The organism is Bordetella sp. 15P40C-2 (genome assembly GCF_009763235.1).
In the GTDB taxonomy this organism is placed as follows: domain Bacteria; phylum Pseudomonadota; class Gammaproteobacteria; order Burkholderiales; family Burkholderiaceae_B; genus Bordetella_A.
In genome coordinates this window covers 264,880-287,139 of the sequence record NZ_WSJA01000014.1, presented here as the reverse complement: position 1 = coordinate 287,139, position 22,260 = coordinate 264,880, and the positions used below count along the sequence as shown (strand labels likewise).

21 protein-coding genes and 1 tRNA gene are annotated in these 22,260 nt (G+C 60.3%); 18 read left to right on the top strand and 4 right to left on the bottom strand.

Annotation, left to right across the window (positions count from 1 at the left end):
• Positions 1 to 65: 65 nt before the first annotated feature.
• The 14 genes from GOQ25_RS06875 (at position 66) to GOQ25_RS06810 (ending at position 15,972) form a co-directional block, all read left to right on the top strand.
• A complete protein-coding gene (locus tag GOQ25_RS06875) occupies positions 66 to 881 on the top strand; it encodes a M48 family metallopeptidase (protein ID WP_236844507.1) in 816 nt (271 codons plus the stop codon).
• A gap of 317 nt (positions 882 to 1,198) precedes the next feature.
• The gene (gene leuC, locus GOQ25_RS06870; RefSeq protein WP_160349708.1) at positions 1,199 to 2,602 is read left to right on the top strand and encodes a 3-isopropylmalate dehydratase large subunit; all 1,404 of its coding nucleotides are present in this window, start codon (positions 1,199 to 1,201) and stop codon (positions 2,600 to 2,602) included.
• Between the two features lie 13 nt (positions 2,603 to 2,615).
• Positions 2,616 to 3,266: a 3-isopropylmalate dehydratase small subunit gene (gene leuD / locus GOQ25_RS06865; RefSeq protein ID WP_160349707.1), complete on the top strand. Its 651-nt coding sequence runs from the start codon at positions 2,616 to 2,618 to the stop codon at positions 3,264 to 3,266.
• 50 nt (positions 3,267 to 3,316) lie between these two features.
• Positions 3,317 to 4,393, top strand: a complete 1,077-nt coding sequence (gene leuB / locus GOQ25_RS06860; RefSeq protein WP_160349706.1) for a 3-isopropylmalate dehydrogenase — start codon at positions 3,317 to 3,319, stop codon at positions 4,391 to 4,393.
• A gap of 186 nt (positions 4,394 to 4,579) precedes the next feature.
• Positions 4,580 to 5,710 (top strand): aspartate-semialdehyde dehydrogenase, encoded by a 1,131-nt coding sequence (asd, locus tag GOQ25_RS06855; RefSeq protein WP_160349705.1) that lies wholly within the window; start codon positions 4,580 to 4,582, stop codon positions 5,708 to 5,710.
• Between the two features lie 240 nt (positions 5,711 to 5,950).
• Positions 5,951 to 7,912 carry a FimV/HubP family polar landmark protein gene (locus GOQ25_RS06850; RefSeq protein WP_160349704.1) on the top strand — a complete coding sequence of 654 codons (1,962 nt, stop codon included), beginning with the start codon at positions 5,951 to 5,953 and terminating at the stop codon, positions 7,910 to 7,912.
• 5 nt (positions 7,913 to 7,917) lie between these two features.
• On the top strand, positions 7,918 to 8,724 hold the full coding sequence (truA, locus tag GOQ25_RS06845) for a tRNA pseudouridine(38-40) synthase TruA (protein ID WP_160349703.1): 807 nt from the start codon (positions 7,918 to 7,920) through the stop codon (positions 8,722 to 8,724).
• Positions 8,725 to 8,945: 221 nt separating this feature from the next.
• Complete coding sequence (locus tag GOQ25_RS06840) at positions 8,946 to 10,040, top strand: TRAP transporter substrate-binding protein (protein WP_160349702.1); 1,095 nt, start codon at positions 8,946 to 8,948, stop codon at positions 10,038 to 10,040.
• A gap of 211 nt (positions 10,041 to 10,251) precedes the next feature.
• The gene (locus GOQ25_RS06835; protein ID WP_160349701.1) at positions 10,252 to 10,878 is read left to right on the top strand and encodes a TRAP transporter small permease subunit; all 627 of its coding nucleotides are present in this window, start codon (positions 10,252 to 10,254) and stop codon (positions 10,876 to 10,878) included.
• Positions 10,879 to 10,880: 2 nt separating this feature from the next.
• Complete coding sequence (locus tag GOQ25_RS06830; RefSeq protein WP_160349700.1) at positions 10,881 to 12,545, top strand: TRAP transporter large permease subunit; 1,665 nt, start codon at positions 10,881 to 10,883, stop codon at positions 12,543 to 12,545.
• Between the two features lie 33 nt (positions 12,546 to 12,578).
• On the top strand, positions 12,579 to 13,229 hold the full coding sequence (locus GOQ25_RS06825; protein ID WP_160349699.1) for a phosphoribosylanthranilate isomerase: 651 nt from the start codon (positions 12,579 to 12,581) through the stop codon (positions 13,227 to 13,229).
• 216 nt (positions 13,230 to 13,445) lie between these two features.
• Positions 13,446 to 14,411: a glycosyltransferase family 9 protein gene (locus GOQ25_RS06820; RefSeq protein ID WP_160349698.1), complete on the top strand. Its 966-nt coding sequence runs from the start codon at positions 13,446 to 13,448 to the stop codon at positions 14,409 to 14,411.
• Between the two features lie 85 nt (positions 14,412 to 14,496).
• A complete protein-coding gene (locus GOQ25_RS06815) occupies positions 14,497 to 15,768 on the top strand; it encodes an O-antigen ligase family protein (protein ID WP_370519904.1) in 1,272 nt (423 codons plus the stop codon).
• A gap of 127 nt (positions 15,769 to 15,895) precedes the next feature.
• Positions 15,896 to 15,972 (top strand) — tRNA-Val (locus GOQ25_RS06810).
• Between the two features lie 90 nt (positions 15,973 to 16,062).
• On the opposite strand, the gene GOQ25_RS06805 is transcribed toward GOQ25_RS06810, so the two are convergent.
• The 4 genes from GOQ25_RS06805 to GOQ25_RS06790 form a co-directional block, all read right to left on the bottom strand.
• Complete coding sequence (locus GOQ25_RS06805) at positions 16,063 to 16,278, bottom strand: hypothetical protein (protein WP_160349697.1); 216 nt, start codon at positions 16,276 to 16,278, stop codon at positions 16,063 to 16,065.
• 83 nt (positions 16,279 to 16,361) lie between these two features.
• A complete protein-coding gene (locus GOQ25_RS06800) occupies positions 16,362 to 16,577 on the bottom strand; it encodes a hypothetical protein (RefSeq protein ID WP_160349696.1) in 216 nt (71 codons plus the stop codon).
• Positions 16,578 to 16,697: 120 nt separating this feature from the next.
• Positions 16,698 to 17,114, bottom strand: coding sequence for a hypothetical protein (locus GOQ25_RS06795; protein WP_160349695.1), 417 nt, complete (start codon positions 17,112 to 17,114; stop codon positions 16,698 to 16,700).
• A gap of 5 nt (positions 17,115 to 17,119) precedes the next feature.
• Positions 17,120 to 17,851: a response regulator transcription factor gene (locus tag GOQ25_RS06790; RefSeq protein WP_160349694.1), complete on the bottom strand. Its 732-nt coding sequence runs from the start codon at positions 17,849 to 17,851 to the stop codon at positions 17,120 to 17,122.
• A 378-nt stretch (positions 17,852 to 18,229) separates the two neighbouring features.
• Here GOQ25_RS06790 and thrS point away from each other — a divergent pair, with 378 nt between their 5' ends.
• The 4 genes from thrS to GOQ25_RS06770 all read left to right on the top strand — a co-directional run bounded on the left by thrS (position 18,230) and on the right by GOQ25_RS06770 (position 22,258).
• A complete protein-coding gene (thrS, locus tag GOQ25_RS06785) occupies positions 18,230 to 20,182 on the top strand; it encodes a threonine--tRNA ligase (protein WP_160349693.1) in 1,953 nt (650 codons plus the stop codon).
• A 20-nt stretch (positions 20,183 to 20,202) separates the two neighbouring features.
• Positions 20,203 to 20,748: a translation initiation factor IF-3 gene (infC, locus tag GOQ25_RS06780; RefSeq protein WP_160349741.1), complete on the top strand. Its 546-nt coding sequence runs from the start codon at positions 20,203 to 20,205 to the stop codon at positions 20,746 to 20,748.
• Between the two features lie 143 nt (positions 20,749 to 20,891).
• A complete protein-coding gene (gene gshB, locus GOQ25_RS06775) occupies positions 20,892 to 21,851 on the top strand; it encodes a glutathione synthase (protein WP_160349692.1) in 960 nt (319 codons plus the stop codon).
• 8 nt (positions 21,852 to 21,859) lie between these two features.
• Positions 21,860 to 22,258 carry a PTS sugar transporter subunit IIA gene (locus GOQ25_RS06770; protein ID WP_160349691.1) on the top strand — a complete coding sequence of 133 codons (399 nt, stop codon included), beginning with the start codon at positions 21,860 to 21,862 and terminating at the stop codon, positions 22,256 to 22,258.
• Positions 22,259 to 22,260: the final 2 nt, after the last annotated feature.

Below are 22,260 nucleotides of genomic sequence, written 5' to 3'. Positions count from 1 at the left end.
GGTCCTGAACTGTCGGATTCAACCAGTCGCCTTGGAGAACTCAAATGACCGCGAAGCATAAAAACATGATGCGCCGCATGCTGGCCAGCGCTGGCTTGGTAGCCACGCTCGCCCTGGCGGGCTGCGCTGGCGTGCAGACCACCCAATCGGGTACCGTGGGCGTGCAGCGTACGCAATATATGTCCAGCCTGGTGCCCGAGCAGGCGCTCGTGCAAGAGGCGGGGCAGCAGTATGCCGAAATGATCCAGCAGGCTAAATCCCAGAATGCCCTGGATCGGGACGCCGCGCAGGTCAAGCGCGTGCAGGCTATTTCTCAGCGGCTGGTTCAGCAGGTCGGCGCATTCCGCCCCGATGCGGCAAATTGGGATTGGGAAGTGCACGTGATTACTTCGGATGATGTGAACGCGTGGTGCATGCCGGGCGGCAAGATGGCCGTCTATACCGGTTTGTTGAATCAGATCAAGCCGACCGACGACGAACTGGCCGCCGTGATGGGCCATGAAATCTCTCATGCACTGCGTGAACATGCTCGCGAGCGCGTGTCTCAACAGATGGTCACGAACGTAGGGCTTTCCGTGTTGGCCGCTGCGACGGGCGTATCGACGGATCTGGGCAGCAAGCTGACCGACGTGATGTTCACCTTGCCCAACAGTCGTACACACGAGAGTGAAGCCGATCTGATGGGTGTGGAACTCGCCGCTCGGGCCGGCTATGACCCCCGGGCTGCGGTGACGCTTTGGCAGAAAATGGGCGCGGCTAGCGACGGCGCCCCGCCTGAGTTCCTCTCGACGCACCCCTCGGCGGCAACACGGATCAGCGAATTGCAGTCGGCTTCCCAGCGTGTGTTGCCGTTGTATGAGCAGTCGAAGGGCGCTAAATAACCAGGTACCCGGCGGTAGCCCGGTACCCTGCGTGTAGTGAAGCCATCACACGGACTTCAGCAAAACCCTGACTGCCGGCGCCCCTCGGAAGCGCACGTCATAGCGCCTCATGGTTCTAACCGTGAGGCGTTTTCTATTGGTCCCGACTCTCGGCCCTCGTCCCGCCTGCGCTGCCGCGTCGGCATGCTGCAGCCCCGCAAGGTGGTGCTATTTATACTAGGATAAATGCTGCCGTTGTACTAGCTTGAGGGCATGGGCATAATGCATCTTTGCTTTCGATGTCCACCGGCCCAGCCGGCTACTGTGTGAGTCTATTCATGGCCCAAACCCTCTACGACAAACTCTGGAACGCGCACGTCGTGAACCAGGAATCCGACGGCACCTGTTTGCTCTACATTGACCGGCACCTGCTTCACGAGGTGACCAGTCCGCAAGCCTTCGAAGGGCTGTCCATTGCCGGCCGCAAACCCTGGCGCATCAGCGCCAACCTGGCCGTGGCCGACCACAACGTGCCCACGCTCAATCGCGAGCAAGGCATCGATGACCCGATCTCGAAACTGCAAGTCGATACGCTGGACGCCAACTGCGACAAGTACGGCATTACCGAATTCCGCATGAATGACCTGCGCCAGGGCATCGTGCACGTCATCGGGCCGGAGCAGGGCGCGACCTTGCCGGGCATGACGGTCGTCTGTGGCGACTCGCACACCAGCACCCACGGCGCGATGGGCGCACTGGCATTCGGTATCGGCACGTCCGAAGTCGAACACGTGCTGGCCACGCAAACGCTCTTGATGAAAAAGAACAAGAGCATGTTGATCAAGGTCGAAGGCGAGCTGCCCTTCGGCTGTACGGCCAAGGACGTGGTGCTGCATATCATCGGCATCATCGGCACGGCTGGCGGCACGGGCTATGCCATCGAATTCGCCGGCAGCACGATTCGCGACCTGTCCATGGAAGGCCGCATGACCGTGTGCAATATGGCGATCGAGGCTGGTGCTCGTTCGGGCATGGTCGCCGTCGACGACAAGACGATCGAATACTTCCGTGGTCGTCCGTTCTCGCCCACGGGCGTGCTGTGGGATCAGGCCGTGACCTACTGGCGCACGCTGCATAGCGATCCCGGCGCGGAATTCGACCGTGTGGTGGAAGTCAACGCGAAGGACATCAAGCCGCAAGTCACCTGGGGCACCTCGCCCGAGATGGTATTGCCGGTTGACTCGCGCGTCCCGGATCCCGATCGCGAAAAGGACGACGTGCGTCGCAGCGGCATGGAGCGCGCATTGCAGTACATGGGCTTAAAGCCCAACACCCCGTTGACCGATATCCGTGTGGATCGCGTGTTCATCGGCTCGTGCACCAACTCGCGTATCGAGGACCTCCGTGCAGCTGCTGCCGTGGCCCGTGGCAAGCGCGTGGCTTCCAACGTCAAGCAAGCCATGGTCGTCCCGGGTTCAGGCCTTGTCAAGCTGCAAGCCGAACGCGAAGGCCTGGACAAGATCTTTATCGAAGCCGGTTTTGAATGGCGCGAGCCGGGTTGCTCGATGTGCCTGGCGATGAACGCCGACCGCCTCGAACCGGGCGAACGTTGCGCCTCGACCTCGAACCGCAACTTCGAAGGCCGTCAGGGGCAGGGCGGGCGTACCCATCTGGTGAGCCCGGCCATGGCCGCCGCCGCCGCCGTGGCGGGTCATTTCGTCGACGTGCGCAACTTCCGTTAAGAGTCCAGACATCATGCAAGCATTTACTACTCACGAAGGCCTGGTGGCCCCGCTCGATCGCGAGAATGTCGACACCGACCTGATCATTCCGAAGCAGTTCCTGAAATCCATCAAGCGCACGGGCTTTGGCCCCAACCTCTTTGACGAGCTGCGCTACCTGGATCATGGCGAACCCGGCATGGACAACAGCAAGCGTCCGCTGAATCCGGATTTCGTGCTGAATCAGCCGCGTTATCAAGGCGCATCGATCCTGCTGGCACGCAAGAACTTCGGCTGCGGTTCCAGCCGTGAACACGCGCCCTGGGCCCTGACGCAATTCGGCTTTCGCGCCATCATCGCGCCCTCGTACGCGGATATCTTCTTCAACAACAGTTTCAAGAACGGTCTGCTGCCGATCAAGCTGTCCGAGCTGGAAGTCGCGCGCTTGTTCGATGAGGTCAAGGCATTCCCGGGCTATAAACTGCGTATCGATCTGGAACGTCAGGTCGTGATCGCCGCCGATGGCCGCGAGCTGGAATTCGACATCGAGCCGTTCCGCAAGTATTGTCTGGTGAATGGTTTCGACGATATCGGCTTGACGCTGCGCCAAGCCGACAAGATTCGCGCCTTCGAGGCCGAGCGCCTGGCACGCCATCCCTGGCTGGAAAGCCGGCCGATCGCCTGACGATCACTTGAAGCCTCGAACGTTTAGATTTTCATTAATAGGTTTTCTTCATGACGCATAACATCGCCGTATTGCCCGGTGACGGCATCGGCCCCGAGATCGTCGAACAAGCCGTGCGCGTGCTGAGCGCGCTGGGCCTGTCGCTGGATATCAAGCAAGCCCCTGTGGGTGGGGCGGCCTACGATCAGTTCGAACATCCGTTGCCGCAGGCCACGCTCGATCTGGCGCTTAACTCGCACGCCGTGTTGTTTGGCGCCGTGGGCGATTGGAAATACGACAGCCTGCCGCGCCAGTTCCGTCCCGAGCAAGCCATCCTCGGCTTGCGCAAGGCCATGGGCCTGTTCGCCAATCTGCGCCCCGCGATTCTGTACCCCGAGTTGGCCAGCGCGTCCTCGCTCAAGCCCGAGATCGTTTCCGGCCTGGATATCCTCATCATCCGCGAACTGACGGGCGACATCTACTTCGGCACCCCGCGCGGCGTGCGCACGGCCGAAGACGATGCCTTCGCCGGCGAGCGCGAGGGTTTCGACACAATGCGCTATGCCGATTCCGAAGTGCGCCGCATCGCGCGCATTGGTTTCGAATCGGCGCGCAAGCGTGGCAAGAAACTCTGCAGCGTGGACAAGGCCAACGTGCTGGAAACCTCGCAGTTCTGGCGGGACATCGTGATCGAAGTCGCGCGCGACTATCCCGATGTCGAGCTGTCGCACATGTATGTCGATAACGCCGCGATGCAACTCGTGCGCAATCCGCGCCAGTTCGACGTCATTGTGACCGGCAACCTGTTCGGCGACATTCTGTCGGACGAGGCCGCCATGCTGACCGGCTCGATCGGCATGCTGCCGTCGGCGTCGCTCAATGCCTCCGGCCAAGGCTTGTACGAACCCAGCCACGGCTCGGCTCCCGACATCGCCGGGCAAGGCATCGCCAACCCGCTGGCGACGATTCTGTCGGCCGCCATGCTGCTGCGCTATTCGCTGAACCTCGCCGCCGAGGCCGATCGCATCGAAGGCGCAGTGCGCAAGGTGTTGGGTCAGGGCCTGCGCACCGCCGACATTTACGAAGAAGGCACGACGAAAGTGTCGACCTCGCAAATGGGCGACGCCGTACTGAAAGCGCTCGCCTGATAGCAGCCGGTCGTCTTCAGAGCCCGGCGAATCTCGCCGGGCTTTTTGTTTGGCATGACGCCATTTGATTCACGGTGGCGTGCCGCCAGTGCGATGCAAAACCGCACAACATCAGCCCGTTTAATCTGATAAATTGTCGGTATTGTTCGTTTTTTCCCTTATTTATCAACCTCAAGAGCATTGAAAATGACGCAAGCAGTAGGCCTGGTCGGTTGGCGCGGCATGGTCGGTTCCGTTCTCATGCAACGCATGCGTGACGAAAACGACTTCGCCCTGATCGATCCCGTATTCTTTTCCACCAGCAACGCTGGCGGCGCGGCGCCCTCGTGGGCCGACGGCGCGGGCCCGTTGCAAAACGCCTACGACATCGATGCTCTGAAAAAACTGCCGATTATCGTCACGGCCCAGGGCGGCGACTACACCACTGAGGTGTTCCCGAAACTGCGCGCAGCGGGCTGGAACGGCATCTGGATCGACGCGGCCAGCACCTTGCGCATGAAGGACGACGCCATCATCGTGCTCGATCCGGTCAATCGCCCGGTCATCGATGCGGCGCTCAAGCGCGGCGTACGCAACTTCGTCGGCGGCAACTGCACGGTCAGCTGCATGCTGATGGGTCTGGCAGGTCTCTTCAACAACGATCTGGTCGAATGGATGACCTCCATGACGTACCAGGCCGCCTCCGGCGGTGGCGCGCAGCACATGCGCGAGCTGCTCACGCAGTTCGGTCTGTTGAATCAGGCCGTCAAGCCGCTGTTGGATGATCCCGCCTCGGCGATTCTGGAAATCGATCGCGGTGTGTTGACCGCACAGCAAGACCCCGCGCTGCCGCAAGAGCATTTCGGCGTGCCGCTGGGCGGCAACCTGATTCCCTGGATCGACAAGGATCTGGGCAACGGTGTATCGCGCGAGGAATGGAAAGCCGAAGCCGAAACCAACAAGATTCTCGGTCGCGGCGAAGCCTTCGGCACGCCGGCCACGCCGATTGACGGTCTGTGCGTGCGTATCGGTGCGATGCGCTGCCACAGCCAGGCGCTGACCATCAAGCTCAAGCGCGATGTGCCGCTGGACGAAATCGAAGGCTTGATCGCCGAAGGCACGCAGTGGGCCAAGGTCATTCCGAATACCAAGGAAGACACCGTGCGCGCGCTCACGCCAGTTGCAGTGACCGGCACGCTCGACATTCCCGTGGGTCGTTTGCGCAAGCTGTCGATGGGCCCGCAGTATCTGGGCGCCTTCACCGTGGGCGATCAGCTGCTGTGGGGCGCGGCCGAGCCGCTGCGCCGTATGCTGCGTATCGCGTTGTCGGAAGCCTGATCGCGCATCCCGCAGCAATGTCATAGCGAAAAGCGCCGGCAGCGATGCCGGCGTTTTTTTATCGCTGGCGTTGCTGCTTATTCGTCGAGATTAGCAGCGGGCTCATCATGCAGGCCATCGGTCATTCGGCTGCTTCACCCGTTTGCGAGACTGCGCGGCCGGCATCAATTTGTGAATCGGAGTCGATCCATTACACTTTCGCCCAGCATAGGCCGGTATTTGAATCCGCAGGACTTCCTCATGAATTCGCCTTCTCGTCGCTATTCGCATCCCTACCGCATCCGCGCCGCATACTGGGCCGTCGCACTGGCGCTAGGTTCATTCAGCGGATCGCTGGCGCAGGCCGCAACGGTTGGACACGCGCGCGTGGTGTCCGCGCCCGGCGCGCCGCTGCAGGTGGTGGTCCCGCTTGCAGACCTGACGCCTGAAGAACAGGCCTCTTTGCAGATAAGTGTGCCTCCAGCTGCCGCCTGGCAGCGCGCCGGCGTCGTGCCGCCCGTGCCGGTCGACAGCTTGCGGGTGCGTGTTCTGCCCGGTGCGCAAGCGAACCGCAAAACGGTGCGCCTGGAATCGACGCAGCCGATTGCGACCTCGACGGTAGAGGTCTTGCTCGACGTGCGTTCGCAATCCGGTAGTCGTCAGGTCCAAGTGACGATACTCGTTCCTCAACGGGCTAGCGCGACGCCCGTGCAGTCGGCACGGGTGGGCGATGTGGACCCTGCTCGCGGCGCGACCGCCGTGACCACTACCGTGCGAGCCGGCGACAATTTGTTCCGCATTGCGCGGCGTTACGAGGTTCCCGACGCCAACATTATTCAGATGCTGGTGGCCATCTGGCGCGCGAATCCCGAGGTGTTCATTCAGAACAACATGAATCTGTTGCGCACCGGGGAGCGCTTGACGATTCCCGATGCCGCCACGATACGCGCCGTGGACCCGGCGCAAGCGCAACGCATTTATCTACAGCACCTCGAAGAATTCGCGCAGTATCGGGGGCGGGCAGGCGCTCAGGTCGCCAGTGCCGCTGCCGTGGGCAATGCGGGCAGTGCCGATGCCGGTCAAGTCAGCGCCACCCCGACCGTCGAGCACAAGGCCGCGCCGGTCGCACAAGATCGCCTGAAGCTGAGCGCCTCCAATCCGACGCAGGCGCAGGACGATATACGCACCTCCGGTCAGCATGCGTTGCAGGATGCACGGCAGCGGGTGGAGACCTTGGAAGGGAATGTGCAGGCTTTGACCGAGGCGGCACAGGCGCAGGCGCAGCGTGAGAACAGTGGCGTTTCGCCGACGAATGTGCCTGGGCAAGGGCCGACGGGCGCTTCGTTCGCCGGTGCACAGGGGCACGGTGTGACAGCGGGCGGGCCGTCGCAAGGCGCAGATCCGAACGTGGCGGGGCAGGGTGGCGCAGCGGGTGCTGGGCACGCCGGCGCAGGTGCTGGGTCAGGAACGGTCGGTGGTAGCGCAGCAGGCTCTGACGCAGCGAGGTCAAACGCAGGAGGTTCCAACGCAGATGGCGCAGAAGCGGCCTCCAGCGCGTCGCGCTCGTCTGCCGCAGGAGCGCTTGCAGCAGGTTCGCCAGGCAATGGCTCTACGGTAACGGGATCACCGGCGACAGATTCGTCAGGCGTGGGTTCATCAGCAGCCGGATCACCAATGACCGGATCGTCCGCGGCAGGAACACCAGCGACCGGTTCTAGCGACGCCGGGTCAGCAGCAGGACCAAGCGGGACAGGCGGTGGATCACAGGCAGGCTCCAATGCGGCGCATTCGACTCCCGGAGGCGTTGGCACGCCTGGATCGTATAGCGCGGCAGGCACTACGTCGCCTGCTGGCGCGGCATCCGCCTCTTCAGGTGATGGCCTCACTGTCCCCGGCGGACCGAGTCGGGCGACTACTGAAGCAGAGGCCCAGGACCTTGCCGCCGCTGCGGGTGGTGCAGCGTCACAAAGCAATGCTTCGACAGGGAATTGGCTGGCCGACAACCTTCTCGCCATCGTTACCGCAGGGCTTGCCCTGATCGTCCTCATCATCGCTTGGATGATGCGTCGTGCGGGTGCGCGCCGCGCGGATGAAAACGAAGACGCCGCCTATGGCGAGCAGGTCGTTGACACGGCCATGCTCACGCGCAAGCTGGAAGGCATTGACCTGAACCTCGACACGCCGCCCTCCGACGAAACGCCACCACGCAATCCGCGTCCCTGACCGATATGCCGCGCATCGCATTAGGAGTGGCGTACGACGGTTCGCCGTGGCAAGGTTGGCAGACGCAGCCACACCGGCAAACCGTGCAGGATACGCTCGAGGCCGCGCTCGGCCGTTTCGCGGGCATCGATGGCATCGTGCCGACCTTATGCGCCGGGCGCACGGATACCGGTGTGCATGCAGCGATGCAGGTCGTGCATCTCGATACGACCTTATCGCGACGCGCCGAGTCCTGGGTGCGTGGTGTCAACGCATTTTTGCCTCCCAGCATAGCCGTGCAGTGGGCGCAACCCGTCGACGAGGCGTTTCATGCTCGATTCTCGGCGCGCTCTCGCACTTATGTTTATCTGCTATGGTGCGGCAGAGTACGACCACCGCTTTGGGCTGGCCGCGCCGGCTGGTGTTTCCAGCCGCTCGATGTTGAGGCGATGCGGCAAGCGGCGTCGACCTTGCTGGGTGAGCATGACTTCTCGAGTTTTCGCTCTTCGCAGTGCCAGGCCACTAGCCCCGTTCGGACGCTGCATCAGCTGGATATCGAAGAACGCGGGCCCTTTCTCGTCTTCACATTACGCGCCAACGCATTTCTGCACCACATGGTTCGCAACTTGATGGGCGCGTTGCTGCAGATCGGTCAGGGGCGCGAGCCGGTAACCTGGTTGACGACATTATTGGCCGCGCGCGACCGGAGATTGGCGGCCCCTACCTTTTCGCCCGACGGCCTTTATCTGTCCGCAATCGAATACCCGCCGGAGTTTGGCCTGGCTGACACGAACGGCGGAAAAGACTTGCTGTCCCCCTTCACCTCTGCTTAGGGTAATCAGCAGGAGGGCAAGCGCGTGCGCTCGCTATATGATTGCCAACGCCCACGCGGCGAGGCCCTTTTTTGTAGAGCCTCGCAGCCTGAACCGATCATTTCGGCTCAGGTGATCGCGGAAGAAAAATATGTCGGCTCTTACGCGAGCTGTCACCCAACGCCGCCGTTTCACCCGAACGGCGCGCGTTCGCAGCGTTGTCTAATCAGGAGACTCCCTTCATGCAACGTCGTTCGTTCCTCAAAAAGGCTACGGTAGGTGCCGCGGCAGGTGGTGCGGCTCTGGCTGCTCCCGCTCTGGCGCAGGATGCCCCCACACTCAACTGGCGCCTGGCGTCCAGCTTTCCTCGCAGTGCCGACGCCATTTACAGTGGCGGCGAGAATCTCGCCAAATACGTCTCGGAAGCGACGGACGGAAAATTCAATATCCGTGTGTTCCCCGCAGGTGAAATCGTGCCCGCGCTGCAGGTGCTCGACGCCGTTCAGAACAACACGATCGAATGCGGCCACACGGCTTCGTATTACTACTTCGGTAAAGACCCCGCGCTGTGTTTTGATGGCGCCGTGCCCTTCGGTCTGAACACGCGCCAGATGAACGCCTGGATGCGTCATGGCAATGGCCTGACGCTCACGCGCGAACTCTTTCAGAAGTACAACATCGTCAACTTTCCCTGCGGCTATACCGGCACGCAGATGGGCGGCTGGTTCCGCAACGAGATCAAGACGCTCGACGATCTGCGTGGCCTGAAATTCCGCGCCAGCGCCTTTGCCGGCGCTGTGCTGTCGGGCCTGGGCGTTGTCCCGCAACAAATCGCCGGTGGTGACATCTATCCGTCACTGGAGAAGGGCACGATCGATGCCGCCGAATGGATCGGCCCTTACGACGACGAGAAGCTAGGCTTTCATAAAGTCGCGAAGTACTACTACTTCCCGGGCTGGTGGGAAGGCACACTGCAAGTCTCGCTCTACGTGAACCAGGGCGTCTATAACAGCCTGCCGAAGCACTATCAGGCCGTCTTGGCGCAGGCCTCCGCTGCCGCCACCGCGGACATGATTGCCACCTACGACGCCGAGAACCCAGCAGCGCTGCGCCGGCTAGTGTCGCAGGGCGCTCAGCTCAAGGCGTTCCCGAAGGCCGTCATGGATGCGTGCTACCAGGAAGCCGTCAAGGTCTACGATGCATTCTCGGCCAAGGACCCCAATTTCAAGAAGATTTATGACGATATGGTCGCATTCCGCGACAACGAAATCCCGTGGTTCCGCGTGGCCGAAGGCAGTTTTGACGGGTTTATGGGGACGATTGTGCGGGGCAAATAAATCGCCCTCCAGACAGGCGGTCGGGGACAGATCAGCGGGACGTTATAAAATCTAACGCTTTCCGCTCGTTTTCGTACCGCCAAAAGCCGGGGCGACAAGGGGGCGGTGCACGTCTGGGACGATTGGCCGGTTACCCCCGGTGACGCCTGCGTGCCCGTGCGTTCAGCCATATCCAGCTGTGCGCTCCTTCTTTCTACCTCAATACTTCATCATGAAAGCATTACTCGCTTTATCGCGCGCTATCGATGCGCTGAATGTGCGGGTTGGCAAAGCCGTGACTTGGGTCACCCTGCTGGTCGTGTTGGTAAGCGCTGGCAACGCGGTGGTCCGTAAGGTGTTTGGCACCAGTTCCAATGCCTGGCTGGAATTGCAGTGGTACATGTTCGGTGCCATGTTCCTGCTGACCGCTGGCTATACCCTCCTGCAAAACGAGCACGTGCGGGTGGACATTTTGTCCTCCAAGTTATCCAAGCGCACGCAGATTTACATCGAGATCTTTGGCCTGTTGTTCTTCCTGATGCCGATGGCGATCGTCATTATGTATCTATCGTGGCCGATGTTCATGGACTCCTATCTCACCAACGAACAGTCGTCAAATTCGGGCGGGCTGGTGCGTTGGCCGGTCAAGCTGATGATTCCTATCGGCTTCGGGCTGCTTGTGCTGGCCGGGATTTCCCGCCTGATCAAATGCTTCGCCTATCTGCGCGGCCAAGGGCCTGATCCTTTAGCACGATCCGAGGCCAAGACCGCCGAAGAGCGCCTGGCCGAAGAGATCGCCCGTGAAGCCCAAGAGCGCGAAGCCGCGCTGCTGCAACAACAACACAACAAGGGCGCCTGATCATGGAGTTCTTTATCGCAAACATGGCGCCGATCATGTTCGGCACCTTGATCGTATTTTTGCTGCTGGGCTTCCCAGTGGCTTTCGCGCTGGCGGCCAACGGCATCCTGTACGGGCTGATCGGCATGGAGCTGGGCCTGTTCAGCGCTTCGCTGTTTCAGGCCTTGCCGCAGCGGGTGTTCGGTATTGTCTCCAATGACACATTGCTGGCCGTACCATTTTTCACCTTGATGGGGCTGGTTCTCGAACGATCCGGCATGGCCGAGGACCTGCTGGAGACGATCGGTCAGGTTTTCGGGCCCTTGCGCGGAGGACTGGCGATCGCCGTCGTGCTGGTGGGGGCGATGCTTGCCGCGACCACGGGTGTCGTGTCGGCTTCCGTGATTTCAATGGGTCTGATTTCGCTGCCCATTATGCTGCGCTACGGTTATGACCGGCGATTGGCCTCGGGCGTCATCGCGGCGTCGGGCACGTTATCGCAGATCATTCCGCCCTCGCTGGTGCTGATCATTTTGGCGGACCAGCTCGGACGTTCCATCGGCGATATGTATCGCGGCGCCATGGTGCCGGGCTTTTTGCTGGCCGGCGCTTACATCCTCTACATCGTGGTGCTGTCGATTATCAAGCCTTCGACCGCGCCCGCGTTGCCGGAAGAGGCGCGTGCCTTCCGCGAACCCAATGGATCGCGCGGTGGCCGATCGCTGCTGGTATTGATGTTGATCTCCGCGGCTTCGGCCTATTTCCTGACCCTCTGGTTGGAAAAAGACACCGCCCCGGTGGACGAGAAAGTAGTAGTGAGTCTGCTGCTGTGGGGATTGACCGCTTTTGTCATCGCCATCGTGAACAAGGTCTTCAAACTGAAGATGCTGTCCGCGCTGGCAGAGCGCGTCACCTTTGTGATGATCCCGCCGCTGTTCCTCATTTTTCTGGTCCTGGGCACGATCTTCATCGGTGTGGCCACGCCCACCGAAGGTGGGGCGATGGGTGCCGTGGGCGCTATCATCATGGCACTTCTGCGCGGCCGGCTCACACTGGATCTGTTGCGTCAGGCAATGGATACCACGACCAAGCTTTCGTGCTTTGTGGTGTTTATCCTGGTGGGTTCAACGGTGTTTGGCTTGACCTTCCGCGGTGTGAACGGGGACTTGTGGGTCGAGCACCTGTTGATCGACCTGCCTGGCGGGCAGTGGGGTTTCCTGATCGTGGTGAGTGTGCTGACCTTCGTGTTGGCGTTCTTCCTCGATTTCTTCGAGCTGGCCTTCATTATCGTGCCGCTGTTGGGGCCGGTCGCTGATAAGCTGGGGATCGACCTGATCTGGTTTGGTGTTCTGCTGGCGGTGAATATGCAGACCTCGTTCATGCATCCGCCGTTCGGTTTCGCGCTGTTCTTCTTGAGATCCGTGGCGCCGAAGGAGGCCTACATCGACAAAGTCACCGGTCATCGCATTGAACCTGTCACCACAGGCCAGATCTACTGGGGCTCGGTACCCTTTATCGTGATTCAGTTGGCCATGGTGGCAGCGGTGATGGTGTTCCCGGGTATGGTCATGCACTATAAGGCCGGGCAGTCGACCGTTGACCCCGACACGGTGAAGATCGAGATCGAGTCGACTTACGGCAGCAATCCGTATGGCGACGACAGCGATCCCAGTGCAGTGTTTAAGTAACCCGCTGGGCATTTGAGGAACGAACACAGCATCATGCGTACTCGCGTCAAAATCTGCGGTCTGACCCGCGAATCGGATATTGCCTCCGCCGTCCAGGCGGGGGCGGACGCGATTGGCTTTGTGTTCTATCCGGGCAGTAAGCGTTACGTGGACCCTGCACGGGCTGCCGAACTGCGGCGGCTCGTGCCGGCCTTCGTCGACGTCGTGGCGCTGTTTGTCAATCCGCAGCCGCAAGAGGTCGAAGCCGTGTTGCAGCAGGTCCAGCCGGACTTACTGCAGTTCCATGGCGACGAATCCCTGCAGGACTGCAGCCGTTATGGTGTGCGTTTTATGCGGGCTTTCCGGGCCGGCGCGCCGGGAATGGATACGGCGCAGACGCTTGCCTCGGCATGCCGAGAATATGCGGATGCCGCCGCGTGGCTGTTTGATAGCTACAGCAAGGGCTACGGGGGGAGCGGACAAGCCTTTGACCATGGCTTGCTTCGCGACGTGTGCAGCGACGTGCAGGCCCGACCCATTGTGTTGTCAGGCGGGCTGCACGCCGAAAATGTGGGCGCGGCCATTCGCGCCATTCGACCCTGGGCCGTGGACGTGAGCAGCGGCGTGGAGGATGCCCCGGGCATCAAGTCGGAGTCCAAGATCCGTGCCTTGATGCACGCTGTTCGGGCTGCCGACTGCGTGTAAAGCCGTTCGGTCCTCAGCAGCGCTGCATGGCCCGCTGGTCGCTTTGCAGACGCTTTTTCCCATTCCTGTCGTGATGCTGTGCCCAGGGCATCCGGGCGAAGATCTGTAATTCAGACGACTTGAAGTGGCATAAATGTCACACATCGCCGTGCCGCGTGGGCTTCGTTGTCTATACTCGAACCCTTTTGGCCGCTGTGGCCGGACAGAGAGTGACCTATGGCCACACCGGCCCGTGGCATGCCCACATATGCGTTGGATCAGCATGAGCAGCAGTTGAGGGAAGCACAGTCGGTCGCCGTGCTGATGGCGCCGCGCTTGGGCGACACCTTGCTCATGATGAATATGGCGCAGAACTTGGCGCGCAATTCCCGCCGGGTGACGGTCTTTGGCGACTACGCGTATATGCTTCGCGCTTGGTTTCCCAAGCTGGATGTGCGCCCCTCGCTTGCAGAGGCAGAAGCCGGCAAGGTGCTCGCCGATTTCGATTGCGCGGCACAGATGCATGTGGGCTGGCCGTATGCTTTGCACGACCATGCGCAGCATTACTTTTACTACGATGCACACGTAGTGATTACCGGCAAAGGTTTCATCAAGCTCAACCAGATTCGTGACTATTGCCACGATGCATTGGGTTTGCCCGAGGTGGGTTTGGATAATGGGCTGGTGCCGCTTGCTGGCCTGCGGTACCGCCATCATGTCCGCCGCGTCGCCATCCATCCCACCTCGACAGGATCGCAACGCTGCTGGGCTCCCGAACACTTTATTCAGTTGGCACAGCAGTTAGTGGCGATGGGATATGAGCCCATGTTCATTCTGGTACTGCATGAGCGCGCTGAATGGCGCTGTCTTGAGGCGCTGGGGCTCGGTATCTGCCAATCGGAATCGCTATCGGATGTCGCCGCGGCCTTGCACGAATCGGGATGGTTTATTGGGAACGAGTCCGGCGTAGGCCATCTCGCCTCGAACGTTGGGATACCGACGCTGACATTAACGGGAAGGCCCACTCGCACCCGCGCCTGGCGGCCCGGATGGTCGCCATCACGGATTGTCTACCCGGCGTATATTCCCGGTGGGCGCTTGCGCGATCGACTCTGGCGCACATGGCTAAGGCCGGCTCAGGTCATGCGGGCGTTCAAGCGGCTGGTGAAGCAGTACAAAGGTCAGCCTGCGATTTCGCGCTAGGCTTTGTTAAATCGGATTTAGTCAGGTTGTTTAGATAAAAATGGTTGTTGCAAGTCATCCGGCAGGTCACGCACCGAGCGCCAGCCTGCCGCGTCGTTCTTCCGCAGTCATCACAATATTGGCGCTTCTGGTGCCCGCGATGGCGCTCATCAGCGATATTGGCGGGCCTATGGCGCTTTATCTTGGCGCGTTGCTTAGTGTGATGTTGATCATTGCCAACTTCAGACAAGGCTGGGTCCCTGGTGATTGGCGATCGTTGGGACCAGTTGCGCTCGCACTTGCGGCTCCTTTTGTCGCCATGTTGCTGGCCAACGCGATCAACGGCAGCTGGAGCAATTCAGAATTCGAAAAACTAGTGCGGTTCGCGCTCGCGATTCCGATCCTCTGGGTGTTGCTACGCGTGCCCAAACCTTGGCTCGAGCACGTGCAGTGGGGTTTCTTGATCAGCGCATTCGCGGGATCGGCGATGCTGGTGGTGATCCTATGTTCGCCCGAGCTGGGTCGAGGGGCCGTATCGGAGTTTGGCGGGCGGTATAACGCCGTGGCCTTTGCCGATCTGACCTTGTTCTTTGGTTTTGCCTGCTTGTTGGCCATTCCGGTGAAACTGTCACGCTGGCCCCGGTGCGAAACTTTTATCAAGGTGTTGGCCTGTATCTGTTCCGTGGTTGCGATGTGGGTGTCTCAAACGCGTAGCAGTTGGGGTCTTATTGTCGTGCTGATTGTGGTGCTGCTTCTGGCCAAGCGCGAGTGGACGTGGCGGACAAAGACACTGTTCGCGCTCGGGGCTGTGTTGTGCCTAACCATCGCGACCGAGCTTGTGTGGAAGTCCGAGAGCAGCCGTTTCCGCGAGATCGTCACGGATGTGCAGCGTTATGCGGAACAGGATCGCGATACCTCGGTGGGCATGCGCATGCAGCTTTGGACGGCGGCGGGGATGATGTTTATAGATCATCCGATCGCGGGGGTGGGCGTCGCGAATTTCCGGCGGGAGCTGGCTGAACTAAAGTCGCAGGGTGTCGTCACCGAGGTGGTCGCGCGGGAGTTTGGCGAACCGCATAATGATTTTATCGGCGCTGCAGCGGGGTATGGATTGCTGGGCTTGTTTAGCGTTCTGGCGCTTTATTTTGTGCCCGCTGCGGTGTTCTTGCGTCGCGCTGCCGATCGGGATCAAAGGATTCATACCTGGGCGACGATAGGGCTGTTGTTTACCCTGGGATATGCGCAGTTCAGTCTTACCGAGATGATGTTCCGCAATATGCGTAGCGTGCCAATCTATGCGGTGACTACGGTAATACTGCTTGCCCTGACAGCGCGACCCACGCTTGCACTTCAGCCAGAAGTGAAGCAGGGCAGATGACGGGCGGCGCGGCTTGCCAGCTGCCAGGAAAGAGGCCTCGCAAATTTTTTTGCAGGCCACTTGCACAAGCCAAAAAACTCGTGCATAATCTCGTTTCTTCGCAAGGCAAACGTCTTCGAAAGACAAAAGGCGGTTAGCTCAGATGGTTAGAGCGCTACGTTGACATCGTAGAGGTCGTTGGTTCGATTCCAATACCGCCTACCAGAATTCAGGCAGTTCAGTGCCTCAGGTGCTGAAACAAAAGCCGCTAGCTCACAGAGTTAGCGGCTTTTTTGTGTTCAAAGCTTCTGCGGACTATTCGCTCAGTTGGACAAGTTCGAGCGAGTTCGGATCGATCCCGCCTTCTTTGAGTATCGCGTCGATGTCGTGGGCGGAGCCTTCCTGGGGGGTAGGCAAAGATTTCTTATGCGCTAGCTGATTTTTGGCGTCGGAAAGGTTGGTGACTGCGCCGGGCATCAGTGCTTCACCCTCGCCGCCGTGCAGCATACGATACTTGATCAGGGTCTTCATCTTGCCTCCTTGTATGCGGGGTATCCGCGTATACACCGTAACACAGTGTGGCTGGGGAGGCGCGCGTAGTAGATGGTGGAGGCTCACGCCTCCTGGCTATTCACCAGACTGAGTACGGCATCCGCATGTCCGTACTGCGCCGCGCTGTTTTGCTGCATGTATTGGCGCAGTTGCGATTCCGTGGAGGCGGGCGCCTTCACCTGCGAAGCCGCGGTGATTGCTGCGGCAATTTCGGCTGGCGTCGCGGTCGCGCACAGTAGGGTGTCCGATTGATCGTTTTCAGTTTGACTGACAGGCATGACAACACTCCTTCAGATTTCACTGGCACGGACGGTAGCCGCCCTACGGTTTCAGTATACGGGAAAAATCATTTTGTAAGTGAATGCGATTCCGAGGGTGCGCACGGGGTGTGCCCCACGCTAGTGCCCCCGGTACGGTGCCATCAAGCTCTGGAGTTTCGATTCCAGCTCTCGCAGGACCGATTCGACGCGCGCGTAGGCGGCCAGCACTGCTGAGTCATCGACAGAGACCGCACTTGTGGAGACAGTGCGTGTGCCTCCAGAGCTGAGGGTCGAGGGTCGCTGCGATACCTGTTGTGCCAGTTTGATGAGCCGGGTGAGCTCGTCGAAATGGCGCAAGGCAGTTTCGTCGCCTCCCAAAAAACTGGCGGTACCTTTCGCGCGGTGAACCGCCTGCAGGGCAGCGTCATGATCCTGCATCGAGCGGGCTCGTGCCAGAGCCGTGATATCGGATCGCGTTTGCGCCAGCGCCTGAGTTAACAGCTGACGCCGGCTCGCATCGTCCGGGTAAAGCGGAAGCAGGGCATCAATTTGCATCAGGATCACGGGCCCGCGGGCTGGTCGAACTTCTCTTTCAGATACAAGGCCAGAGCGAGGTCGTCGGCCAAACCCAGTTTGGACATGGCGCGACGCTTGTGCGTGCTGACGGTCTTTTTGCTGCGCAACAGGCGATTCGAGATCTGGGTCACGGAAAGTCCTTGCGAAATCAGGCGCAGGACTTCGATCTCGGAGATTGTCAGCCTCGTGTCCGGATGGTGCGGCGGCGTGAGCTGCAGGACGCCATCCTTGTGGGTGATAAATCCGTCCACGTTGGGGCTGCATGCCGCGCGAATCACCTCGACCAGCGTGGGCAGTGGGGCGGATTTAGGCAGATAACCCGCCGCACCGGCTCGAAAAGCTGCATACTCCGTTTCGGCTGGCACGCCCGCCGAAAATGTGATGACCGCCACATTGGGATGGCGCCTCCGCAGACGGCGGATAAACGCCACGCCGTCCCAGGGCTGCTTGGGTAGGTAAAAATCCACCAGGGCGACGTCGCAGGGGTGATGGGTGAGCTTTTGCAGTAGCGTGTCCGCACTGGTCTCGGTATGGATGATGTCAAAGTCCGGTTGGGCACGCAGATACGCCGCGACACCCAACGTGATCACGGGATGATCATCCAGGATGGCAATGCGTACACGATGACTGGTGCCTGACAGCAACAGGTAACGCCGCTCCACATACTTGGGACGGGCGGCGGGCTCGGATAGGCTTGGGGTCGGTATCGTAGACATAGCCCTTGAGTGGACGTAGAGGGAGAAATGTTCCATTACGACCTTATCCAAAGTGACGCGGGCTAGGTTGCGCGGCCCCGGAAAACGCGGATAAATAGGACTCATCCGTAGGCCAGTTGGCGGCGCGCCAGGGTGCAGCGCCGGTGATACAATAGTTTTTTCAAGGCCCGCCTCTTATCGTTTAGGCGGCGGTGTCTGCAACAGGTGGCTAGCGAAATGATTAACGACTCGGCACGAACTACGACCGGAAACCTCCGCCTCTCGTCGCGTTAGTGTTTTCCAGCGTCGGGTTCTCGTCAGTGGTACGACAGCCCCCAAAAGTAACTAGACAAACGCGGCCGACAGCCGCGTTTGTTGTTTCTTCCCCAGGATAATTCGATGGTACAGATCACATTGCCCGATGGTTCGCAGCGTCAGTTCCCGGCCCCGGTGACGGTCGCCGAGGTTGCGCAGTCCATCGGCACCGGGCTGGCCAAAGCCGCGCTGGGCGGCCGGGTCACGCTGTCCGACGGCGAGCCCCGACTGGTAGACACCAGTTTCCGCATTGGCGAAGACGCCAAGCTGGCCATTGTCACGGCAAAGGACCCCGACGGTCTGGATCTGATCCGCCACTCGACGGCGCACTTGCTGGCTTATGCGGTTAAATCGCTGTTTCCCGATGCTCAGGTGACCATTGGTCCGGTCATCGACAACGGCTTCTATTACGATTTTTCGTATAAGCGTCCCTTTACGCCCGAAGATCTGGCCGCCATCGAGAAAAAGATGGTCGAGCTTGCGCGTAAGGACGAAGTGGTGACACGCGAGGAGTGGACGCGTGACGACGCCGTGGCCTATTTCAAGAGCATTGGCGAGGACTACAAGGCGGAGATCATCGCGTCGATCCCGTCCAATGAAACGCTGAGTCTCTATCGCGAAGGCGACTTCGTCGACCTTTGTCGCGGCCCTCACGTGCCTTCGACCGGCAAGCTGAAAGTCTTCAAGCTGATGAAAGTCGCTGGCGCTTACTGGCGCGGCGACAGCAACAACGAGATGCTTCAACGCATCTACGGCACGGCCTGGGCCACGAAAGAAGAGCAGGAAGCCTATCTGCACATGCTCGAGGAAGCCGAGCGCCGCGATCACCGCAAGATCGGTCGCGAACTCGATCTCTTCCATTTCCAGGACGAGGCGCCGGGGCTGATTTTCTGGCATCCCAAGGGCTGGACCCTCTGGCAGCAGGTCGAGCAGTACATGCGCGCCGTGTACCGCGACAATGGTTACCAGGAAGTCAAAGCGCCGCAGATTCTGGATCTGTCGCTATGGAAAAAGACCGGCCACTGGGATAACTATCGTGAAAACATGTTCACGACGGAATCCGAGAACCGCGTCTACGGGCTCAAGCCGATGAACTGCCCGGGCCACGTGCAGATCTTCAACGCCGGTCTGCACTCGTACCGCGAACTGCCCCTGCGTTATGGCGAATTCGGTCAGTGCCACCGTAACGAACCTTCGGGGTCGCTGCACGGCATGATGCGCGTGCGCGGTTTTACGCAGGATGACGGCCACATTTTCTGTACCGAGGATCAGTTGCAAGACGAATGCGCTGACTTCACGGCGCTGTTGCAGAAGGTCTATCGCGACTTCGGATTCAACGAGGTGTTGTACAAGGTCGCCACCCGCCCCGAAAAGCGAATTGGCTCGGACGAAATATGGGACAAGGCCGAAAATGCGCTGATGGAAAGTCTGCGCCGCACCGGCTGCGAGTTTGAGATTTCCCCGGGAGAAGGGGCGTTTTATGGTCCCAAAATCGAATACACACTGAAGGACGCGATCGGTCGTCACTGGCAGTGTGGCACCATTCAAGTGGATTTCTCGATGCCGGTGCGTCTGGGCGCCGAATACGTCGATGCGCAGGATCAGCGCCGTGCGCCGGTCATGTTGCACCGTGCGATTCTCGGTTCGCTGGAACGTTTTATCGGTATGCTGATCGAAAACCATGCGGGTGCCATGCCGCCTTGGTTGGCGCCGGTGCAGGCCGTTGTGTGTTGTATTTCCGAGCCTTCCGCCGATTATGCGGCTGAAATCGCGCAAAACCTTAAAAAACAAGGCTTTAGGGTCCAGTCTGATTTGCGTGGTGAGAAAATCACCCGTAAAATCCGCGAGCACAGCCTGCAAAAGGTGCCGTACATCCTTGTCGTGGGCGACAAGGAAAAGCAGAATGGCACTGTTGCGGTGCGCGGTTTGGGCGGCCTGGACCTCGGCGTGATTCCGCTTGAGGCCTTTACGGCTCGCCTGGCCGAGGACGTCGCCGCTCGACGCAATGTCGTCAAAACCGATAGCAGTGCTGCTTAAATCTTTTAGGAGTTGTCAACATCGCCACTGAAAAAGCCAATCGCATCAACGGTGAAATCCGTGTTCCCGAGGTGCGTCTAATAGGTCTGGACGGAGAACAGCTGGGTATCGTAAAGCTGGCCGAAGCGTTCCGTCTTTCCGAACAAGCTGACGTGGATCTGGTGGAAATCGCGCCCAATGCGGATCCCCCGGTCTGCCGTCTGATGGACTACGGCAAGTTCAAGTACGCCGAACAAAAGCGGCAAGCCGAGGCTCGCGCCAAGCAAAAGGTCATCCAGGTCAAGGAAGTCAAATTCCGCCCGGCGACCGACGAAGGCGACTACCAGGTCAAGCTGCGCAACCTGCGCCGCTTCCTGGAAGAAGGCGACAAGGCCAAGGTGACGCTGCGGTTTCGCGGCCGGGAAATGGCTCACCAGGAGCTCGGCATGCGCGTGCTCGAACGCGTGCGCGACGATCTGACCGAGTTGGCGCAGGTCGAAGCCATGCCCAAGCTCGAAGGCCGTCAGATGGTCATGGTGCTTGCTCCGCGTAAAAAGGCGCCGGGCAAGGGCGAGGCGGCCAGCTAAGGCTTGCGAACGGAGTCGGCTGCGGTTTGCGGCTGGCTCCGTTGTCACGAAAAGGTCACGTTTCCGCCCGGCGAGGCGGGTCACCACGTTACGATGGCGGTTTGGCGCCTGGATCGGTATCCACGCGCGACCGGGATATCACTATGCATGTCTTATTCGTTATTGACCCCTTGCCGCGGCTGAAGGCCTACAAGGACAGTTCCGTAGCCATGATGCGCGCGTTGGTCGCGCGCGGCCACACACTGAGCGTCGCCCTGCAGGGCGACCTCTTTATCGACGGTGGCGTGGTCTATGCTGCCAGCACGCCCATCGAGTTGGTCGATGGTGCCGATCTGCATGGGCACGATTGGTGGCGTGACGCCGGCGATATGCGTGATGTGCGTCTTGCCGACTACGACGCCGTTGTCATGCGCAAGGATCCGCCTTTCGACATGGAGTACGTGTATTCCACGCATATGCTGGAATATGCCCAGGCGCAGGGCGCGAAGGTCTTCAACGATCCGGCTGCCATTCGCAATCATCCCGAAAAGCTGGCCATCACGGAATTCACCGATGTGGCGGCGCCTACGCTGGTGACGCGCGATATGGCGCGTCTACGCGCGTTTCATGCCAAGCATCAGGATGTGATCGTCAAGCCGTTGGACGGCATGGGCGGCACCGGCATTTTCCGCCTGCAAGCGCAAGAACCGAATCTGGGCGCGATCCTGGAAACGCTGACCGACAACGGGCAGCGGACCATCATGGCGCAGCGCTATATCCCCGAGATCGTCCAGGGCGACAAGCGCATTTTGCTGATCGGCGGCGAACCCGTGCCCTACGCATTGGCCCGGATTCCGCTAGCAGGCGAAACGCGGGGGAACCTCGCCGCAGGTGGCCGTGGTGTCGCTCAGCCGCTCTCTACCCGTGATGCGGAGATCGCCAAACGCGTGGCGTCCACCCTGGCGGCACGCGGACTGCTGCTGGTGGGCCTGGATGTGATCGGTGAGTATGTCACCGAGGTCAATGTGACCAGCCCCACCTGTTTCGTGGAAATCACCGAACAGACCGGCTTCGATGTGGCCGATATGTTTGCCGCGGCGCTCGAGCGCGCGGTAGCGGCATAGAGGCCGGCATGACTGGGATCGTCATTGTGGTGCATGCGCCGTTGGGCGAGGCCATGCGCGAATTCGCCATCCATGTGCTGGGAGAATCGGGCAACCTGATGGCGGTGCACGATGTGCAGCCGGACGACATGCCCGAGGACATCGCGCCCGCCGTGTTACGCGACATTCGCGAGGCGGATCGCGGACAGGGCGTATTGGTGCTGACGGATCTCGTGGGTGCGACGCCCGCAAATATCGCCAAGCGCGCCGTCGACGACGCCCAGGCGCTCGGCACGGAATGCTGCGTGGTTGCTGGACTGAATACATCGATGTTGTTACGCGCCCTGACTTCACGCGATCAGGGCCTCGCGCAGGCGCGAGCCAAGGCTTTGGCGGGCGGCGTGCAAGGTTGTTTACAGGTAGACTGATC

Excerpts from the sequence above, each read along its gene's own strand:
- GOQ25_RS06875 (WP_236844507.1), top strand. The coding sequence starts at position 66 with ATGATGCGCCGCATGCTGGCCAGCGCTGGCTTGGTAGCCACGCTCGCC.
- leuC (WP_160349708.1), top strand. The coding sequence starts at position 1,199 with ATGGCCCAAACCCTCTACGACAAACTCTGGAACGCGCACGTCGTGAAC.
- leuD (WP_160349707.1), top strand. The coding sequence starts at position 2,616 with ATGCAAGCATTTACTACTCACGAAGGCCTGGTGGCCCCGCTCGATCGC.
- leuB (WP_160349706.1), top strand. The coding sequence starts at position 3,317 with ATGACGCATAACATCGCCGTATTGCCCGGTGACGGCATCGGCCCCGAG.
- asd (WP_160349705.1), top strand. The coding sequence starts at position 4,580 with ATGACGCAAGCAGTAGGCCTGGTCGGTTGGCGCGGCATGGTCGGTTCC.
- GOQ25_RS06850 (WP_160349704.1), top strand. The coding sequence starts at position 5,951 with ATGAATTCGCCTTCTCGTCGCTATTCGCATCCCTACCGCATCCGCGCC.
- truA (WP_160349703.1), top strand. The coding sequence starts at position 7,918 with ATGCCGCGCATCGCATTAGGAGTGGCGTACGACGGTTCGCCGTGGCAA.
- GOQ25_RS06840 (WP_160349702.1), top strand. The coding sequence starts at position 8,946 with ATGCAACGTCGTTCGTTCCTCAAAAAGGCTACGGTAGGTGCCGCGGCA.
- GOQ25_RS06835 (WP_160349701.1), top strand. The coding sequence starts at position 10,252 with ATGAAAGCATTACTCGCTTTATCGCGCGCTATCGATGCGCTGAATGTG.
- GOQ25_RS06830 (WP_160349700.1), top strand. The coding sequence starts at position 10,881 with ATGGAGTTCTTTATCGCAAACATGGCGCCGATCATGTTCGGCACCTTG.
- GOQ25_RS06825 (WP_160349699.1), top strand. The coding sequence starts at position 12,579 with ATGCGTACTCGCGTCAAAATCTGCGGTCTGACCCGCGAATCGGATATT.
- GOQ25_RS06820 (WP_160349698.1), top strand. The coding sequence starts at position 13,446 with ATGGCCACACCGGCCCGTGGCATGCCCACATATGCGTTGGATCAGCAT.
- GOQ25_RS06805 (WP_160349697.1), bottom strand. The coding sequence starts at position 16,278 with ATGAAGACCCTGATCAAGTATCGTATGCTGCACGGCGGCGAGGGTGAA.
- GOQ25_RS06800 (WP_160349696.1), bottom strand. The coding sequence starts at position 16,577 with ATGCCTGTCAGTCAAACTGAAAACGATCAATCGGACACCCTACTGTGC.
- GOQ25_RS06795 (WP_160349695.1), bottom strand. The coding sequence starts at position 17,114 with ATGCAAATTGATGCCCTGCTTCCGCTTTACCCGGACGATGCGAGCCGG.
- GOQ25_RS06790 (WP_160349694.1), bottom strand. The coding sequence starts at position 17,851 with ATGTCTACGATACCGACCCCAAGCCTATCCGAGCCCGCCGCCCGTCCC.
- thrS (WP_160349693.1), top strand. The coding sequence starts at position 18,230 with ATGGTACAGATCACATTGCCCGATGGTTCGCAGCGTCAGTTCCCGGCC.
- gshB (WP_160349692.1), top strand. The coding sequence starts at position 20,892 with ATGCATGTCTTATTCGTTATTGACCCCTTGCCGCGGCTGAAGGCCTAC.
- GOQ25_RS06770 (WP_160349691.1), top strand. The coding sequence starts at position 21,860 with ATGACTGGGATCGTCATTGTGGTGCATGCGCCGTTGGGCGAGGCCATG.